The organism is Streptomyces sp. NPDC031121 (genome assembly GCF_055570615.1).
Genome location: NZ_JBVIGV010000004.1, coordinates 210,223 through 228,128, shown reverse-complemented (window position 1 = coordinate 228,128; position 17,906 = coordinate 210,223). Strand labels below are relative to the sequence as shown.

The following is a 17,906-nucleotide window of genomic DNA, read 5'->3' as shown; positions in this document are numbered from 1 at the left end:
GTGACGAGGCGAGGTTGTCCCCCTTGCCCACGCCGAGCTGCAGCACGCGCTTCCCGGGCCCGGTGTGCAGGACTTCGAGGCCGGGCCCGTGGTCGCCGCCGTACTGCGTCCAGGAGAACCACTCTCGGGGCTTTTCGGCTACCGACAGGTGCCGGAATTTCTCCCAGGACGCATCGCTCATGTCATGGCCCCCTCGTGGGGATGGTCGCCATTCACGGCGTGAGGGGACTTTTCCCCGGAAGACCGGCCGCTGCCGGGGCAGTACGTGGACGACCTTGCGCTTCCGGTCAGTAACCCCAGCGCTGGCCGACGCTGTCGTCCTGGCGGCAGTGGATGGTGCGGCCGTTGGCGTCGCGGCCGGAGGTGCCGACGTCGGCCTTTCGGCAGATCTGGCCGGCCCTGTAGCAGTTCCCGCTGTTCGACTTCGGGTAGCAGTCGGTTGTCGCCTTGGTGGGCGCAGGCGCCGGCGCGGGCGCCTGCGTGCGCGCGGGGGCGGGCGGTGTCGGTGCCGGAGCCTTGGCGGTGGGCTCGGCGGACGGCGGCGGGGCCGACGGCGTCGGCGATGCCGTGCTCGGGGAGACGCTCGGGGTGGGAGTGGGGCTCGGAGTCGGTGTCTCCGACGGGGTCACCGGCGCACTCGCCGTACCGCTGCTGTTCGGGACGGTGCCGGACGCAGCGGGTTCGCAGGCGGCGAGCGACAGGACGATGGCCATGGCAGCGAGGGCGCCTGCGCAGCGCGCCCTTATCCGGCTGCCACCGGGCGGGTTGGTCACAGGGAACTCCTGGGTGCAGACCGGTGCTTTGAGCGAATCAAGCTACGGGCTTGTGGCTGGATTCGGGCGTGAACGAGCGAATTTGTGTGCGGCCGGGTATCCGGGAGTGGCCGCAAGTCCGCCGGACGAGCACCGAGCCCAGTCACCCTGACAGCCGCCGCCGCGGAGCTTTGCGCCCTACTGGGCCTTCCCGGCGCGGCGGCGAGCGTGGGCGAGACCTTCGGGACGGGCTCAGGACGGGCACAATCCAGCACATGGCGTACGTCGTCCGCAGCCTCCCGGCCTGACCGGACCGCGCCGTACGGGCTGGGTGATACCTCGTCCGCGGTGAACACCAGGTCGACGGATTGTCGGTCAACGGTCTGATAGGCACACCTCCGCCCAGACGGTCTTCTCCGGCGCACCGGCCCGCGGCACCACCGCCCAGCGGCTCGCCAGCCGCGCCACGACGAGCAGCCCGCGCCCCGACTCGGCGTCATTGGGAGGCTCTTGGGTGGGGAGCAGCGGCACGCGTTCGGTGCGCGTGTCGGTGACCTCGACGCGGAGGGTGCGGGTCGAGCCGGTCAGCCGGATGTGGAAGTCCCGTCCGGGGACGTGCCCGTGACGGACGGCCTTGCCGGTTAGCTCGGCGACGATCAGCGTCAGCTTCTGGTTGGCTGCGGAGCCGTACGGGTGGCCCCACGTGGTGAGGCAGTGGGAGACGAGTCGGCGGGCCAGACGGGCGCCGCGGGGCGAGGACGTGAAACGCATCGAGAACTCAAGGTCTGCCTTGGTGGGGGAAGTCTCGCTGTTCATGGGACACAGGCTTCCGGGGGCCGCTTACGCTGAGTAAGACACCGAGCGCTTACAGGTGGTGGCGGTACGCGAGGTGTCGGTTCCTGTAGGCGGTGCGGAGCGTGACGGCCGATGCGGAGCGGCGTTGGCCGGTGGAGGTGATGGCGGGCATGAGCGAACCCACCCAGCGGCCGGAGGACGAGGACGCGGGCGACGCCGCGCCGGACCCGGGTTCCGGGATCCTGCGCGTCTTCGGGCGTCAGCTGAAACGGTTTCGGGTCCGGGCCGGGGTGGAGCGGACCGAGATGGGGGCGCGGCTGGGCTACTCGGCGTCGACCATCGCCGCGTACGAACAGGGGCGGCGCGTCCCGCCGCCGCGCTTCATCGACCAGGCGGACGACCTGCTGGACGCGGGCGAGGTCCTGAAGGAGATGAAGGAGGAGGTCGCGCGGGCGCAGTACCCGGCGTTCTTCCGTGATGCGGCGAGGCTCGAAGCCGAGGCGGTTGAGCTGCACGTGTATGCGACCAAGGCCGTGCCGGGCCTCCTCCAGACCGAGGACTACGCCCGAGCGGTGTTCACCATGTCTCGCCCGTTGTTGGCTGAGGAGACGGTGGAGCAACGCGTTGCGGCGCGGCTCGCGCGACAGCAGATCCTGAGGAGGACGCCGCTGCCGACGATCAGCTTCGTCATCGAGGAGTCGGTACTGCGGCGACCTCTGGGAGGGCGGACGGTGATGCACGGTCAGCTCCGGCACGTGCTGATGACTGGCCAGCGCCGAAACGTCGAGATTCAGGTGGTGCCCACCGACTTGGAGGAGCACGCTGGACTTGAGGGCCCCTTCACCTTGATCGAGACGCGTGACGGGCGGAGGATCGCCTACGTGGAGGGGTACAAGGACAGTCGGTTGCACACCGATCGCAAGCCGGTCCGTGAGTTGGAGGAGCAGTACGGCCTCCTCAGGGCCCAAGCGCTCACTCCGCGGGCATCGCTGGTCTTCGTCGAGAAGTTGCTGGGAGAGTCATGAACACCGAAAAGCCCCCCGGGGCCGCGAACGAGTTGACGTGGTTCAAGAGCAGCTACAGCACGGGATCGGGCGGGGAGTGCGTGGAGGTGGCCGCGTGCCCCGGCAGCGTTCACGTCCGCGACTCCAAGGGCACGAGCCGCCCAGGGCTCGTGGTCGGCGGCCCGGCATGGACCGCCTTTGTCAGCTTCGCCGGTCGGTAGAGCCGTCATGGGGATGCCCCCGTCTGCACACTGGGCGGGATCCTGCTCGAGAGGTTGCTGGGAGACCGATGAACGCGAACAAGTCCGAGCACGAGAACGACACGCTTGCCTGGTTCAAGAGCAGCTGCAGCGCCGGGGTCGGCGGGCAGTGCGTCGAGGTGGCTGAGCGCCTGAACAGCGTCCACGTCCGCGACTCCAAGGACACGAGCCGCCCGGGGCTCGTGGTCGGCGGACCGGCGTGGACCGCCTTCGTCGGCTTCGCGAGCCGGTAGAGCCGTGGCGGGAGGATGCCCCGGACCCTTCGGAGTCCGGGGCATCCGCGTGTCACGCCGCGCTCTGACCGGCCGCCTTGCGCGCCGGGGTTGGGGCGACAGACCTAGATGTCGCGGAAGGTTTCGATCTGGGCGCCCACCGAGTTCAGGCGTTCCGCCAGGTCCTCGTAGCCGCGGTTGATGACGTACACGTTGCGGAGGACGGAGGTGCCTTCCGCGGCCATCATCGCGAGGAGGACCACCACCGCCGGGCGCAGGGCCGGCGGGCACATCATCTCCGCCGCGCGCCAGCGCGTCGGGCCCTCCACCAGGACGCGGTGCGGGTCCAGGAGCTGGAGGCGGCCGCCGAGGCGGTTGAGGTCGGTGAGGTAGATCGCCCGGTTGTCGTACACCCAGTCGTGGATCAGGGTCTGGCCCTGGGCGACGGCCGCGATGGCCGCGAAGAACGGGACGTTGTCGATGTTCAGGCCGGGGAACGGCATCGGGTGGATCTTGTCGATCGGCGCCTCGAGCTTCGAGGGGCGGACCGTCAGGTCGACCAGGCGGGTGCGGCCGTTGTCGGCCGTGTACTCCGCCGAGCGGTCGTGGTCCAGGCCCATCTCCTCCAGGACCGCGAGCTCGATCTCCATGAACTCGATCGGGACCCGGCGGATGGTCAGCTCCGACTCCGTGACCACCGCGGCGGCGAGCAGGCTCATCGCCTCGACCGGGTCCTCGGAGGGGGAGTAGTCCACGTCCACGTCGATGTTCGGGACGCCGTGGACGGTGAGGGTCGTGGTGCCGACGCCGTCGACCCGTACGCCCAGCGCCTCCAGGAAGAAGCACAGGTCCTGGACCATGTAGTTGGAGGAGGCGTTGCGGATGACGGTGACGCCGTCGTGCCGGGCTGCGGCCAGGAGCGCGTTCTCGGTGACGGTGTCCCCGCGCTCGGTCAGCACGATGGGGCGGTCCGGGCTGACGTTCGGCTCCACCTTGGCGTGGTAGATGCCCTCGGTCGCGGTGATGTCCAGGCCGAAGCGGCGCAGCGCGATCATGTGCGGCTCGATGGTGCGGGTGCCGAGGTCGCAGCCGCCCGCGTAGGGGAGGCGGAACTGGTCCATCCGGTGGAGCAGGGGGCCCAGGAACATGATGATGCTCCGGGTCCTGACCGCTGCTTCCGCGTCGATGGCGTCCATGTCCAGGTCCGCCGGCGGTACGAGCTCCAGGTCCACGCCGTCGTTGATCCAGCGGGTGCGGACGCCGATGGAGTTCAGGACCTCCAGGAGCCGGTACACCTCCTCGATGCGGGCGACGCGGCGCAGCACGGTGCGGCCCTTGTTCAGGAGGGAGGCGCAGAGGAGGGCGACGCAGGCGTTCTTGCTCGTCTTGACGTCGATGGAGCCGGAGAGGCGGCGGCCGCCGACGACGCGCAGGTGCATCGGGCCGGCGTAGCCGAGGGAGACGATCTCGCTGTCCAGCGCTTCGCCGATCCGCGCGATCATTTCGAGGCTGATGTTCTGGTTGCCGCGCTCGATGCGGTTCACGGCGCTCTGGCTGGTGCCCAGGGCGTCTGCAAGCTGACTCTGCGTCCAGCCGCGGTGTTGCCGGGCGTCACGGATGAGCTTGCCGATGCGTACGAGGTAGTCGTCTGCCATGGGTGCACCGTATCTCAGATATGAGATGAGGCGCGTGTTGGGTGTGGCGGACGGGTGTCACCGACCGTCAGGTGGGGTGTGGATTAAAGGCGGTGAGGGTGGGGTGAGCTGGGGGATTCTGCTCTGATACGGACATATGGGTGAAGTCTCGGGGTGGGCGTGTGGCCGGGGGCCTGGATCCGCCCTCGGCCCCCCGGGCCCCCGGCCCCCGCCCTCAGTCCGCGAGGAACGCTGCCACGGTTGCGGTGAAGGCGGCCGGGTCGTCGCGCCACGGGAAGTGGCCGGCTCCCGGCTGGACGAGGAGCTTCGCGTTCCCGAAGAGGCCGGCGTACGCGGTCATCGCGGGAAGCGGGCCTTGTAGGTCGAGTTCGCCGGCCAGTACGAGTGCGGGGGACTCGGACTGGCGGAGTGCGGCCCGCAGGGCGTCCGGGTCGTAGGCGCCGTCCGCGCCGAAGACGGACGCCGCCTCCTGGTTCTTGCGGCGCGCTCCCTCGTCGGCGAACCGCCGGGCCGACTCGTCCCAGCGGCCGTGCACGAGGGGTTCCACCGCCGTCCAGTCGTCGGCGCCGGGCTGCCCCGCGACGATGCGCTCCAGCGCCGCGAACGCGGCCGGGAACCACGGCTCGTCGCGGCGGAGCCGCGCGGCGGCCAGCCGCTGCTCGCCGGTGATGGTGATGCCGGTGGCGGCGACGCTCGGGGTGATCAGTGCGAGCCGCCCGGTGTGCTGCGGGTGCCGGGCGGCGTACAGCGCGGCCAGGTTCGCGCCGGCGCTGTGCGCGAGCAGGTCAAGGTGGGGGAGGGCGAGGTGTCGGCGCAGGGCCTCGAGGTCCGCGACCTGGCGGTCGCAGCGGTACGTGGCCGGGTCCGCGGGGACGGCCGAGGCGCCGGTGCCGCGCGGGTCGAGCAGGACCAGGCGGCGGTGCGCGGCCAGGCCGCCCAGGTCGCCGAGGTACGCGGAATCCTGCATCGGGCCGCCGGGGAGGCAGACCAGGTCCGGGCCGGGCCCGTCCAGGACGCGGTAGTTGAGGAGGGTGCCGTCGTACGAGGTGAAGGTGGGCATGCGGGGGACGCTCGCAGGGCGGCGGGAGTCGGGCAAGCGGATTTCGTGTGGGCCGGTGCCGGTGCCGGTGCCGGTGCCGGTGCCGGTGCGCGCGCTCGGGAGCGGACAGGGCTCGGCGGTGGGGTTTGCTGCCAGTCCCCTCGTCCTTCCGGGGCGGGCCGTCCTGTAACGGGCGCTCCTCCTGGCGGGGGCTGCGGGAGGCCATTTCGGGAGCAAAAGCGCAACTTCGACAAGGCTCGCGGAGGCGGCTACGTTCACGGGGCATTCGGCGTGCGGCGGTCGCGCCCGGCGCCAACCATCAGGGGGAGACGTATGCCTCAGCTTGCTCTGTACACATTCGGTGTCCTGAAGGCGCCTCTGGCGGATCCCGGACCGCTCACGCGCGAACTCCACGCCAGGGGCGAGGCCGTCTACCCCGAGATCGCCCGGCAGCCCGGATACGTCGCCCATGCGGAGCCGGCGCCCGGCGGGCGGGGCACGCACTTCGAGTTGGACTGGGGCGTGTGGGGCGAGTTCGCCGTGCCGTGGTGGTACGGCAAGGGCAGGACGGCGGACCGTGTCGCCCTGGCCGCGACGCTCTCCGTCTGGACCGACCTGCGGCTTGCCCGCGACGCCATCTACTCCGGACTGCACCGCGAGGCGCTGAACAGGCGTCACGACTGGTTCGAGCGGACCGGGCACCCGCCGTACGCGTTCTGGTGGGTCTCCGACGGGGTGATACCGACGTGGCGGGAAGGCGTCGCCAGGCTCGAGAACCTGCACGGGAGGGGTCCCGAGCCGTACGCCTTCACGTTCCGGCGGACGTTCGCACCAGACGGGACCCCCGGGGCAGTAACTCCCGGGAGAGTGCGCTAGGTTGGCACCTCCTCTGGGGCTGTTGCGCAGCTCGTGCAGCACCAGAGACGGTTTCCAACGCGGAGTTGCCCACTGAACGGAGGAATGCAATCACACGCTCTGCACGTGTTCGCGTTGCTTCTGCGGCTGTGTCTCTCGCAGCGGGTGCACTGCTCGGCCTGGTGGGCCCCGTCGCCAACAAATGGGACAATCCTGTGTGTCTCGCCGTGGGAATAGTTTTTTCCAGCGGCTGGCCGTGGGCCTGCTATGCATTTCTGGTGGGTCGTTTCCGTCGTTCCAAGATGGAGTCGGCCCTGCTTGCCTGCTTTGGATTGGCCGTCGGTGTGGTTACGTACTACCTGTTCAAGGAAGTCAACCCCACCATTCCAGAGGGAATGAAACAGGCCGCCTACGTCCCGCCCGAAATGGAGATGGAGTCCGGCGCCGTCGGCGGGGGGCATATTGCTCTGTGGGGAATAGCGGCTTTCGTGTTTGGTGCACCCTTGGGGCTCATGGGGAACCTCGCGCGGACTCCCGGGATCGGTGGCCTCCTGTTCCGTCTGCTTGTTCCGTTCATCGCCTTCTTTGAGGCCACCCAGCGATTGAGGGTGGAAGTGGGCTCGGAGGGGCCCGCTTTCGCCATGACTTGGAACGTGACTCGCGTCGCAGCATGCCTCGTCGCCCTGGTTCTTGTGGGACACACGATGTGGCGCTGGCGTGTTCGGAGTGGCCGAGCCGACGAGCAAGCGGAAGCCGTCGTGCCTGTACGACGGCGGCTGTGACGACAGCGAAGTTGGTCGCTCTGCTCGCGTTGGCCTGCGGCGACTGGATTGATTGGCAAACGATCAGGTGAGGCGGGTTGGCCGCCGATGTGGGATGTGTGAACCCTTGTCGCCGTGCTGGGTGCCCCTCCGTCACATTGGGAGCGAGAACAGTCGTACTGGCCCCGGGGGCCAGCGGGCGTCGTCGCGCAGGGGCGTCACCATGGTCCGCAGCGGCATGGTCACCAGGCGGCCTTCGGGTTGTTCGACGAGTACGTCCGTGTTGAGCGGGTGCCATCCCAGGCGCTGGTAGAGCGGCATGAGGGGAGGTCGGCAGAACAGGAGTGCGTGCTGAGGACCCATCGTGCGGGCATGCTCCAGGGCAGCTGTGACGACGAGCCGAGCCAGGCCCTGGCCTTGCATGCCCGGTGCGACGGCGACCCCGCCGACGCCCACCACCTCTGTCTTGGTGTCGCCGATCGCGACAGGCAGTCGCAGCAGGCCAGTGTGTGCCACGAGCCGGTCTTCGTGTCTGATGCCGAAGTGTTCTTCTTTCGGCAGCCAGGTCAGACCGGTCGAGACGACACCGAAGGGATCATCGCCGTTGCCAAGGATCTCCTCCTGGTCCGCCTTCGTGTACTGGGAGAGCCGCACCACAGTGGGTGCCGCAGAGGATCGGTTGTCAGGCATTCCCACATGATGATCTCTCCGCCGAGCGCTGGCCAAGCGATTCCCCGGCCGACACTGGGCGCCATCGGCTCCCGATCGGCAAACAGTGTCAGGACTCGCTGATGTGGCCGGCGGGCCGTGGGCGGGTCCGGAAGTAGACGTTGATGGAGGAGGACACGGAGATGTCGCCGTCCGCGCGGCGTACGAAGTAGTCCGGTGCGTGCCGACGCTCACGCCCGCCGTCGTGCCCGTGCAACCAGAACGGCTGCGAGGCGGTCCCCACGACCCCGGGAGCCACGTCTCGAAACCGACGTGCCGCCCGGTCGTCGCCGCCCAGTACCAGCCCGAGAAGTGACGCTCACCACGCGTCCAGCGAAAAACGGCCGCACCGCGGCCACGTCCTCGAACCGTGCCGTCACCCACTCCAGCAGCGGATGCCGCCAGCACTCCCGTGCTGCATCCGTGTACGACAGCTCGACGTACGGCTCCGCAAGATCCGCCCCGGCCGGTACGGCCACCCAGCACCCCCAGTACGTCCCCTCGTACGACTGGGTTCGCCGGCAAGGCAGGCGGAACGACTGGCTGCGCCTCGAGATGGCAGCGGACAGCGGACAGCGGACAGCGGACAGTGGGCATGCCGGGCATGACCTTCCGGCGGGGATGCACTAGAGTTATCTCGACATCGAGATATCTGCCGAGGGCGTACCGCAGCCGCCACAACGGGTAAGGGTGACCTAACTTAGCCTTACCTTAGCGGATTGGCCACAGGGCGTGGCGGCAGGATTGCGGTTATACGCGCGAATTTCATGCATGAAGGAGACTGTCGTGTCGGCGAACAGCTTCGACGCCCGCAGCACGCTGCAGGTGGGCGACGAGTCGTACGAGATCTTCCGGCTGGACAAGGTCGAGGGTTCCGCCCGCCTGCCCTACAGCCTGAAGGTGCTGCTGGAGAACCTGCTCCGCACCGAGGACGGCGCGAACATCACCGCCGACCACATCCGGGCCCTCGGCGACTGGGACTCGCAGGCCCAGCCGAGCCAGGAGATCCAGTTCACGCCGGCGCGCGTGATCATGCAGGACTTCACCGGCGTCCCCTGCGTCGTCGACCTCGCCACCATGCGTGAGGCCGTGAAGGAGCTCGGCGGCGACCCGTCCAAGATCAACCCGCTGGCCCCGGCCGAGCTCGTCATCGACCACTCGGTCATCGCCGACAAGTTCGGCACCAAGGACGCCTTCACCCAGAACGTCGAGCTGGAGTACGGCCGCAACAAGGAGCGCTACCAGTTCCTGCGCTGGGGCCAGACCGCGTTCGACGAGTTCAAGGTCGTCCCGCCCGGCACCGGCATCGTCCACCAGGTGAACATCGAGCACCTGGCCCGCACCGTCATGGTGCGCAACGGGCAGGCGTACCCCGACACCCTCGTCGGCACCGACTCGCACACCACCATGGTCAACGGCCTCGGCGTCCTCGGCTGGGGCGTCGGCGGCATCGAGGCCGAGGCCGCCATGCTCGGCCAGCCGGTCTCCATGCTGATCCCGCGCGTCGTCGGCTTCAAGCTGACCGGCGAGCTGCCCACCGGCACCACCGCCACCGACCTGGTGCTCACCATCACCGAGATGCTGCGCAAGCACGGCGTCGTCGGCAAGTTCGTCGAGTTCTACGGCGAGGGCGTCGCCGCCACCTCGCTCGCCAACCGCGCCACCATCGGCAACATGTCGCCGGAGTTCGGCTCCACCGCCGCGATCTTCCCGATCGACGGCGAGACCCTGAAGTACCTCAAGCTCACCGGCCGCTCCGAGCAGCAGGTCGCGCTCGTCGAGGCGTACGCCAAGGAGCAGGGCCTGTGGCTCGACCCGGCCGCCGAGCCGGACTTCTCCGAGAAGCTCGAGCTGGACCTGTCGACGGTCGTCCCGTCCATCGCCGGCCCGAAGCGCCCCCAGGACCGCATCGTCCTGGCCAACGCCGCCGAGCAGTTCGCCCTGGACGTCCGCAACTACGTCGACGAGGTCGACGAGGCGGGCAAGGAGTCCTTCCCGGCCTCCGACGCCCCGGCGATCTCCGCCGCCGCCCCGTCGAAGCCGACCCTGGTCACCCTGGCCGACGGCTCCTCCTTCGAGATCGACCACGGCGCCGTCACCGTCGCCGCGATCACCTCCTGCACCAACACCTCGAACCCCTACGTCATGGTCGCCGCGGCGCTCGTGGCCAAGAAGGCGGTCGAGAAGGGCCTGGCCCGCAAGCCGTGGGTCAAGACCACCCTGGCCCCCGGCTCGAAGGTCGTCACCGACTACTTCGACAAGGCCGGCCTGACCCCGTACCTCGACAAGATGGGCTTCAACCTCGTCGGGTACGGCTGCACCACCTGCATCGGCAACTCCGGTCCGCTGGACGAGGAGATCTCGAAGGCGATCAACGAGCACGACCTCGCGGTCACCTCGGTGCTCTCCGGCAACCGCAACTTCGAGGGCCGCATCAACCCCGACGTCAAGATGAACTACCTGGCGTCCCCGCCGCTCGTCGTCGCGTACGCCATCGCCGGCTCCATGAAGGTGGACATCACCAAGGACGCCATCGGCACCGACACCGAGGGCAACCCGGTCTTCCTCAAGGACATCTGGCCGTCCGAGGCCGAGGTCAACGACGTCGTCGCCAACGCCATCGGCGAGGACATGTTCTCCAAGTCCTACCAGGACGTCTTCGCGGGCGACGCCCAGTGGCAGGCGCTGCCGATCCCGACCGGCAACACCTTCGAGTGGGACCCGCAGTCCACCTACGTCCGCAAGCCCCCCTACTTCGAGGGCATGACCATGGAGACCACCCCGGTCTCCGACATCGCCGGCGCCCGCGTGCTGGCGAAGCTGGGCGACTCGGTCACCACCGACCACATCTCCCCGGCCGGTGCGATCAAGGCCGACACCCCGGCCGGCAAGTACCTCACCGAGCACGGCGTCGAGCGCCGCGACTTCAACTCGTACGGTTCCCGCCGCGGCAACCACGAGGTCATGATCCGCGGCACGTTCGCGAACATCCGCCTGCGGAACCAGATCGCGCCGGGCACCGAGGGCGGCTTCACGCGTGACTTCACGCAGGAGGGCGGCCCGGTCTCCTTCATCTACGACGCCTCCCAGAACTACCAGGCCGCCGGCATCCCGCTGGTCATCCTGGCGGGCAAGGAGTACGGCTCCGGCTCCTCCCGCGACTGGGCCGCGAAGGGCACCGCGCTGCTCGGCGTCAAGGCCGTCGTCGCCGAGTCCTACGAGCGCATCCACCGCTCGAACCTGATCGGCATGGGCGTCCTGCCGCTGCAGTTCCCCGAGGGTGCCTCGGCCGCCTCCCTGGGCCTGACCGGCGAGGAGACCTTCTCCATCACCGGCGTCACCGAGCTGAACGACGGCACCACCCCGCGCACCGTCAAGGTGAGCACCGACACCGGTGTCGAGTTCGACGCGGTCGTCCGCATCGACACCCCCGGTGAGGCGGACTACTACCGCAACGGCGGCATCATGCAGTACGTCCTGCGGAACCTGATCCGCGGCTGAACCGCCTGAGCGGCGCCCGCGCCGCCGCCGAAGGGCCGCACCCCTCCCGGGGGTGCGGCCCTTCTCGTCTGTCCGGATGGCGGAGGGCCCAGGTTTCACCGAGGTCTCAACTCGGAAAAGCTGCCAGACATGGCTGCGCATGATCTTGCTCACACGAGTGGAAGTGGACTATACCTGTGCGCGTCCGGCCCGCCGCTGTCCAGCGGCGCCGGACGGGGGGATGGGCGGGGACCTGCGGCTGTGCCCGCGCGTGCCGCAACGCCCGTGCTCCCGGCCTCCTTCACACTTCGGACGAAGGCGAGGACATGAGCATGGGATCCACCGGCGAGGGCGGCCTCGGCCGCCGCGATCTGATCAAGCGCTCCGCGGCACTCGGCCTCATCACCACGCCCGCGATGGGCCTCCTGTCCGCCTGCGCCTCCGGCGGCGAGGCCGCGACGAACGGCCCCGGCAAGGCGGCCGTCACCAAGGAGAACCCTTTCGGCGTAGCCAAGGGCGGCAAGCTCGACGTCGTCGTCTTCAAGGGAGGCTTCGGCGACGACTACGCCAAGGCCTGGGAGGCCGCCTTCGACAAGAAGTGGGGCACCACCAGCTCCCACCTGGGCACCCAGGAGATCGCCGCCAAGCTCCAGCCCCGCTTCAACGCCGGCAACCCGCCGGACGTCGTCGACGACGCCGGAGCCCAGGCGATCAAGATCGACGTACTGGCGAAGGGCGGCCAGCTCGCCGACCTCACCCCGGTCCTCGACGCCCCCTCGCTCGACGACCCGGGCAAGAAGGTCCGCGACCTCCTGATCCCCGGCACCGTCGAACAGGGCACCCAGGGCGGCAGGTTCGTCGCCCTCAACTACGTCTACACCGTCTTCGGCTTCTGGTACTCCGGCAAGCTCTTCAAGGAGAAGGGCTGGACCGAGCCGAAGACCTGGGACCAGTTCCTCGACGTCTGCACCAAGGCCCGCGACGCGGGCATCGGCGGCCTCGCCCACCAGGGCAAGTACCCGTACTACATCAACGTCGTCATCATGGACCTGATCGCCAAGAAGGGCGGCCTCGACGCCGTCAAGGCCATCGACAACCTGGAGCCGAACGCCTTCGCGGACAACCCGGCCGCCCTCGCCGCCGTCGAGGCCGTCTACGAGGTCGTCGAGAAGGGCCTCCTCATGGCCGGCACCAACGGCCTCACCCACACGGAGTCCCAGACCGCCTGGAACCAGTACAAGGCGGCTTTCATCCCCTCCGGCTCCTGGCTGGAGAACGAGCAGCTCAAGCAGACCCCCGAGGACTTCGACATGAGGTTCCTGCCGGTCCCGCTGCTGCCCGACAGCAAGCTGCCCTTCGAGGCCATCCGGGCCGGAGCCGGCGAGCCCTTCATCGTCCCCGAGAAGGCCGCCAACAAGCCCGCCGGGCTGGAGTTCCTGCGCTCGATGCTGTCACGCGAATGGTCCACCGTCTTCGCCCAGCAGGCGAACTCCCTCACCGTCGTCAAGGACGGCGTCGACCCGGGGGTCTCCCTGCGCCCCGGCACCCGGTCCGCCGTCGCCGCCGTGAAGGCCGCCGGGACCAACACCTTCCAGTACCTGTACCCCGACTGGTACAGCGAAATGGACACCGAGATCCAGAACGCGTCCAATGAACTGATGGCCAAGCGGATCCAGCCCAAGGAGTGGATCAAGCGGGCCCAGGCCGCGGTGGACAAGGCTGCCAAGGACCCCAACGCGAAGAACAACCGCCGCAGCTGACGCCTAGGGACGGACGGACACCATGAGCCACGTAGCCCGGGGGCGCGGGCGGGCCGGCTTCATCGCCGGCTTCCTCGTCCTGCCGCTAGCGCTGTACCTGACATTCGTCATCTGGCCGTACGTCCAGACCTTCGGCTACTCCTTCACGAACTGGTCCGGCCAGTCCCCCACCTTCGACTTCGTCGGCTGGGAGAACTACGCGGCCCTCATGGAGGACGGGGTCTTCCGCGGCGCCCTCTGGCACAACCTGCTGCTCCTCGTGTTCGTCCCGGCCACCACCATCCTGCTGGCCCTCTTCTTCGCCTTCATGGTGAACGCGGGAGGGCGCAGCGGGGCCGGAGGGGTCCGGGGCGTCCGCGGCTCCTCCTTCTACAAGATCGTCTACTTCTTCCCCCAGGTCCTCTCCCTCGCCATCCTCGCCGTCCTCTTCGGCGCGGTGTACCGCAGCGACGAGGGCGGCCTGCTGAACGGGCTGCTGATCCGGCTCGGTCTCGTCGACGCCGGGCGGCCCGTCGAATGGCTCAACGACCCCGACCTGGTGCTGTGGTGCCTGCTGCTGGTCGTCGTCTGGCACGGGGTCGGCTTCTACCTGGTCCTGTTCTCGGCCGCCATGCAGTCCGTCCCCAAGGACGTCTACGAGGCCGCCCTCCTCGACGGGGCGGGGCGCGCCCAGACCTTCTTCCGGGTCACGCTGCCCCTGCTGTGGGACGCGGTGCAGACCTCCGCCGTCTACCTCGGCATCGCCGCCATGGACATGTTCGTCCTGGTCTCGACGATGACGTCCGGGCAGTTCGGCGGCGGCCCCGACCACCACAGCGAGGTCATGGCGACCGTGCTGATGCGCAACTTCCTGTACTTCGGCAAGAGCGGCTACGCCTGCGCGATGGGGGTCGTGATGCTCGTCCTGACCATGGCCCTCTCCGTCGTCGTGCTGCGCGCCACCCGGCGCGACCGCATCGAGTTCTGACCGGGAGACCACGATGACCGCAGTGATCAAGGCGCCCGGGGAGTCCTCGGCGGAGCGGGCCGGCGGCGGCCGCCCGGCCGCGCCGGGCGGGGGCCGCTCCGACGGGGCGGTGCTGAACGTCTTCTCCCACGGCTTCCTGGCCGTCTGGGCGGTGCTGATCGTGCTGCCGCTGGTGTGGCTGGCGCTCGGCTCGTTCAAGACCGACACCGAGATCGGCGGATCGGCGCTGAGCCGGCCGACCAACTGGCACTTCGACGCGTTCGCCCGCGCCTGGGAGAAGGGGATCGGCGACTACTTCGCGCACACGCTGATCGTGATGGCGTTCTCGGTGCCGCTGACGATGCTGCTCGGGTCGATGGCCGCGTACGTGCTGGCCCGCTACCCCTTCCCGGGCAACCGGGTGGTCTACTTCTTCTTCGTCAGCGGGGCCATGTTCCCGGTGTTCCTGGCGCTCGTGCCGCTCTTCTTCATGGTCAAGCGCCTGGACATGCTGAACACCTACCAGGGCCTGATCCTGGTGTACGTCGCCTACTCGATGCCGTTCACCGTCTTCTTCATGCACTCCTTCTTCCGGACGCTGCCGACCGCCGTGCACGAGGCGGCGGTGCTCGACGGGGCCTCCGACACGCGGATCTTCTTCCAGGTGATGCTGCCGATGGCCAAGCCGGGCCTGATCAGCGTCGGGATCTTCAACGTCCTGGGCCAGTGGAACCAGTACATCCTGCCGTCCGTGCTCATGCAGCCGCAGACGGGCTCGGACCCGGAGCGGTACATGCTCACCCAGGGCCTGATCCAGCTCCAGTACCAGATGGGGTACGAGACGGACCTGCCGGTGCTGTTCGCCGGCGTGACCCTCGCGATGGTGCCGATGCTGGTGGTGTACCTGTCCTTCCAGCGCCAGATCCAGGCGGGGCTGACCTCGGGCACCCTGAAGTAGCGGCGCCTCCGCGCACGCCTCTCCGCGGTCCCTGCCTCCCCGGCTCCGGTGGCCTCCGGTCGCCGGTCCGCGCCGTCCGTGGCACGATCTGCTCGACATCTCTCATACTTATGAGCCATAAGGGTCGTTTTGCGCCGTGTCCGCCTCTTGACGTGTGGATGTCCGAGGGTTCGACTAAGGGTTCACAAGTTGGAGACGCCGGGGTCTCGGAGCCGTCAGCCGCGGCCGCCGGCCGGAGGGCGACGGCGGGCCGTCGCCCATGGGCAGGAGTGGATGAGTCGTGCAGACTCCCGGATCGCAGTCCTCGCTGCACCGCGCGAATCTCGAACGGGTCGTGCGGGCGGTACGGCTCGCGGGTTCGCTGACCCAGGCGGAGATCGCCCGGTCCACCGGACTGTCGGCGGCCACGGTGTCCAACATCGTCCGTGAGCTCAAGGAGGGCGGGACGGTCGAGGTCACCGACACCTCCTCGGGGGGCCGCAGGGCGCGCAGCGTCTCCCTCAGCGGGGACGCCGGCATCGTCATCGGCGTCGACTTCGGCCACACGCACCTGCGGGTCGCCGTCGGCAACCTGGCCCACCGCGTACTGGCGGAGGAGGCCGCCCCGCTGGACGTGGACGCCTCGTGGGCCGACGGCTTCGACCGGGCGGAAGCCCTGGTGGGGGAGCTGGTCGCGGGCATAGGCGTGGACCTCGGCAAGGTCATCGGGGTGGGGCTCGGCGTCCCCGGCCCGATCGACGTGGAGTCCGGGACGCTGGGCTCCACGGCCATCCTGCCGGGGTGGGCGGGGATCAACCCGCGCGAGGAGCTCTCGCGGCGCCTGGGCGTGCCCGTCCACGTCGACAACGACGCCAACCTGGGCGCTCTCGGCGAGCTGGTGTGGGGGAGCGGGCGGGGGGTCAAGGACCTCGCGTACATCAAGGTCGCCAGCGGTGTCGGCGCCGGCCTGGTCATCAACGGGCAGATCTACCGCGGGCCCGGCGGCACCGCAGGCGAGATCGGCCACATCACCCTCGACGAGTCCGGCCCGGTCTGCCGCTGCGGCAACCGCGGCTGCCTGGAGACCTTCGCCGCGGCCCGGTACGTCCTGCCGCTGCTCCAGGGCACGCACGGGCCCGGGCTGACCATGGAGCGCGTGGTCGAGCTGGCCCGCGACGGCGACCCCGGGTGCCGCCGCGTCATCGCCGACGTCGGCCGCCACGTGGGCAGCGGCGTGGCGAACCTCTGCAATCTGTTGAACCCGACGCGCGTCGTGCTCGGCGGGTCCCTGGCCGAGGCGGGCGAGCTCGTCCTGGCCCCCATACGCGAGTCCGTGGGGCGGTACGCCATCCCCAGCGCGGCCCGTCAACTGTCCGTCCTGACCGGCTCGTTGGGCAGTCGGGCCGAGGTGCTCGGCGCCCTCGCGCTGGTCCTGAGCGAAATGGGTGATTCCACCCTCTTGGTCGATTCCCCGTCGCCGAAGCTCTTGTCTTCAGTTAGATAACGGATGGCACCGTTGTCATCTCGTTAAGGATTCACTCCTTGACGGCAAAGTTGCGGCCGGGTTGACTCGCACCCACCTCGGCCGCAGCGTTGCGGCCTCGTCAGGGAGGTTCAAGAAATGAACACGCGTATGCGTAGAGCCGCCGTTGTCGTCGCCGCCGGCGCAGCCGCCGTTTCCCTCGCCGCCTGTGGCAGCGCCAAGGAGGCCGGCACCCAGCCGAACGGCACCGGCACGGCCGCGGCCGCGGATGGGGCGATCAAGGTCGGGCTGCTCCTGCCCGAGAACCAGACCGCGCGCTACGAGAAGTTCGACAAGCCGCTCATCGAGAAGAAGGTCGCGCAGCTCACCAACGGCAAGGGCGAGGTCGTCTACGCCAACGCCAAGCAGGACGCGACCACGCAGAACTCCCAGGTCGACACCATGATCACCAACAAGGTGAACGTGCTGATCGTCGACGCGGTGGACTCCAAGGCCATCGCGGGCGCGGTCAAGCGGGCCAAGGACGCCGGCATCCCGGTCGTGGCCTACGACCGCCTGGCGGAGGGCCCGATCGACGCCTACACCTCCTTCGACAACGAAGAGGTCGGCCGCGTGCAGGGCAAGGCCCTGCTGGAGGCCCTCGGCGACAAGGCCCAGTCCGGCCAGATCGTGATGATGAACGGCTCGGTCACCGACCCGAACGCCGCACTCTTCAAGAAGGGCGCCCACTCCGTCCTCGACGGCAAGGTGACCATCGGCAAGGAGTACGACACCAAGGAGTGGAAGCCGGAGAACGCCAACACCAACATGGCCGGCGCCATCTCCGCCCTCGGCAAGAACAACATCGTCGGCGTCTACTCCGCCAACGACGGCATGGCCGGCGGCATCATCACCGCCCTCAAGGCCGCCGGCATGAGCCCGCTGCCGCCGGTCACCGGCCAGGACGCGGAGCTCGCGGGCGTGCAGCGCATCGTCGCGGGCGAGCAGTTCATGAGCGTCTACAAGCCGTACGCCCCCGAGGCCGAGGCCGCCGCCGAGATGGCCGTCGCCCTCGCCAAGGGCGAGAAGATCGACGGGATCATCAACAACAAGGTCGACAGCCCCACCACGCAGGGCGTCCCCGCGGTCCTGATCCCGGTCATCTCGCTCACGAAGAACAACATCAAGGACACTGTCATCAAGGACGGCGTCTACACCGCGGACGAGATCTGCACCGACAAGTACGCGGCCGCCTGCGCCTCCCTCGGCCTGAAGTAGGC

The 17,906-nt window shown here is 69.1% G+C and carries 17 protein-coding genes; 11 read left to right on the top strand and 6 right to left on the bottom strand.

All coding sequences use genetic code 11. From position 1 onward, the window contains the following. Positions 1 to 287: 287 nt before the first annotated feature. Together ACZ462_RS09030 and ACZ462_RS09025 are read right to left on the bottom strand one after the other, a co-directional pair. A complete protein-coding gene (locus tag ACZ462_RS09030; protein WP_467804434.1) occupies positions 288 to 773 on the bottom strand; it encodes a hypothetical protein in 486 nt (161 codons plus the stop codon). Positions 774 to 1,127: 354 nt separating this feature from the next. Next, positions 1,128 to 1,568 carry an ATP-binding protein gene (locus ACZ462_RS09025; protein ID WP_467804433.1) on the bottom strand — a complete coding sequence of 147 codons (441 nt, stop codon included), beginning with the start codon at positions 1,566 to 1,568 and terminating at the stop codon, positions 1,128 to 1,130. Positions 1,569 to 1,717: 149 nt separating this feature from the next. Here ACZ462_RS09025 and ACZ462_RS09020 point away from each other — a divergent pair, with 149 nt between their 5' ends. From ACZ462_RS09020 to ACZ462_RS09010, 3 genes are all read left to right on the top strand, one after another. Beyond that, positions 1,718 to 2,572, top strand: coding sequence for a helix-turn-helix domain-containing protein (locus ACZ462_RS09020; RefSeq protein WP_467804432.1), 855 nt, complete (start codon positions 1,718 to 1,720; stop codon positions 2,570 to 2,572). Next, positions 2,569 to 2,772 carry a DUF397 domain-containing protein gene (locus ACZ462_RS09015; protein ID WP_467804430.1) on the top strand — a complete coding sequence of 68 codons (204 nt, stop codon included), beginning with the start codon at positions 2,569 to 2,571 and terminating at the stop codon, positions 2,770 to 2,772. The genes ACZ462_RS09020 and ACZ462_RS09015 overlap by 4 nt, the downstream gene beginning before the upstream one ends. Positions 2,773 to 2,840: 68 nt before the next feature. Then, on the top strand, positions 2,841 to 3,044 hold the full coding sequence (locus ACZ462_RS09010) for a DUF397 domain-containing protein (protein ID WP_467804429.1): 204 nt from the start codon (positions 2,841 to 2,843) through the stop codon (positions 3,042 to 3,044). A 104-nt stretch (positions 3,045 to 3,148) separates the two neighbouring features. Here the strand turns inward: ACZ462_RS09010 and ACZ462_RS09005 are convergent, their stop codons facing one another. Next, entirely contained in the window at positions 3,149 to 4,678 is a 1,530-nt protein-coding gene (locus tag ACZ462_RS09005; protein ID WP_467804428.1) for a helix-turn-helix domain-containing protein, read from the bottom strand. A gap of 214 nt (positions 4,679 to 4,892) precedes the next feature. Further along, positions 4,893 to 5,738, bottom strand: a complete 846-nt coding sequence (locus tag ACZ462_RS09000; RefSeq protein ID WP_467804426.1) for an alpha/beta fold hydrolase — start codon at positions 5,736 to 5,738, stop codon at positions 4,893 to 4,895. A gap of 312 nt (positions 5,739 to 6,050) precedes the next feature. Between ACZ462_RS09000 and ACZ462_RS08995 the strand changes: the two genes are divergently transcribed. Both ACZ462_RS08995 and ACZ462_RS08990 read left to right on the top strand, forming a co-directional pair. Next, positions 6,051 to 6,593, top strand: a complete 543-nt coding sequence (locus tag ACZ462_RS08995) for a DUF3291 domain-containing protein (protein ID WP_467804425.1) — start codon at positions 6,051 to 6,053, stop codon at positions 6,591 to 6,593. Between the two features lie 128 nt (positions 6,594 to 6,721). After that, positions 6,722 to 7,354: a hypothetical protein gene (locus tag ACZ462_RS08990; RefSeq protein ID WP_467804424.1), complete on the top strand. Its 633-nt coding sequence runs from the start codon at positions 6,722 to 6,724 to the stop codon at positions 7,352 to 7,354. A 132-nt stretch (positions 7,355 to 7,486) separates the two neighbouring features. On the opposite strand, the gene ACZ462_RS08985 is transcribed toward ACZ462_RS08990, so the two are convergent. After that, positions 7,487 to 8,023 carry a GNAT family N-acetyltransferase gene (locus ACZ462_RS08985; protein ID WP_467804423.1) on the bottom strand — a complete coding sequence of 179 codons (537 nt, stop codon included), beginning with the start codon at positions 8,021 to 8,023 and terminating at the stop codon, positions 7,487 to 7,489. 88 nt (positions 8,024 to 8,111) lie between these two features. Further along, positions 8,112 to 8,300 carry a hypothetical protein gene (locus ACZ462_RS08980; RefSeq protein ID WP_467804422.1) on the bottom strand — a complete coding sequence of 63 codons (189 nt, stop codon included), beginning with the start codon at positions 8,298 to 8,300 and terminating at the stop codon, positions 8,112 to 8,114. A gap of 527 nt (positions 8,301 to 8,827) precedes the next feature. Here ACZ462_RS08980 and acnA point away from each other — a divergent pair. The 6 genes from acnA to ACZ462_RS08950 all read left to right on the top strand — a co-directional run bounded on the left by acnA (position 8,828) and on the right by ACZ462_RS08950 (position 17,904). Continuing rightward, complete coding sequence (gene acnA / locus ACZ462_RS08975) at positions 8,828 to 11,542, top strand: aconitate hydratase AcnA (RefSeq protein ID WP_467804421.1); 2,715 nt, start codon at positions 8,828 to 8,830, stop codon at positions 11,540 to 11,542. A gap of 311 nt (positions 11,543 to 11,853) precedes the next feature. Beyond that, positions 11,854 to 13,281 carry an N-acetylglucosamine/diacetylchitobiose ABC transporter substrate-binding protein gene (ngcE, locus tag ACZ462_RS08970; RefSeq protein ID WP_467804601.1) on the top strand — a complete coding sequence of 476 codons (1,428 nt, stop codon included), beginning with the start codon at positions 11,854 to 11,856 and terminating at the stop codon, positions 13,279 to 13,281. A gap of 22 nt (positions 13,282 to 13,303) precedes the next feature. Next, complete coding sequence (locus tag ACZ462_RS08965) at positions 13,304 to 14,248, top strand: carbohydrate ABC transporter permease (RefSeq protein ID WP_467804420.1); 945 nt, start codon at positions 13,304 to 13,306, stop codon at positions 14,246 to 14,248. Positions 14,249 to 14,261: 13 nt separating this feature from the next. Continuing rightward, a complete protein-coding gene (locus tag ACZ462_RS08960) occupies positions 14,262 to 15,185 on the top strand; it encodes a carbohydrate ABC transporter permease (RefSeq protein WP_467804418.1) in 924 nt (307 codons plus the stop codon). 280 nt (positions 15,186 to 15,465) lie between these two features. Next, entirely contained in the window at positions 15,466 to 16,668 is a 1,203-nt protein-coding gene (locus tag ACZ462_RS08955) for an ROK family transcriptional regulator (RefSeq protein ID WP_467804417.1), read from the top strand. A 129-nt stretch (positions 16,669 to 16,797) separates the two neighbouring features. Beyond that, positions 16,798 to 17,904, top strand: a complete 1,107-nt coding sequence (locus ACZ462_RS08950) for a substrate-binding domain-containing protein (protein WP_467804416.1) — start codon at positions 16,798 to 16,800, stop codon at positions 17,902 to 17,904. Positions 17,905 to 17,906: the final 2 nt, after the last annotated feature.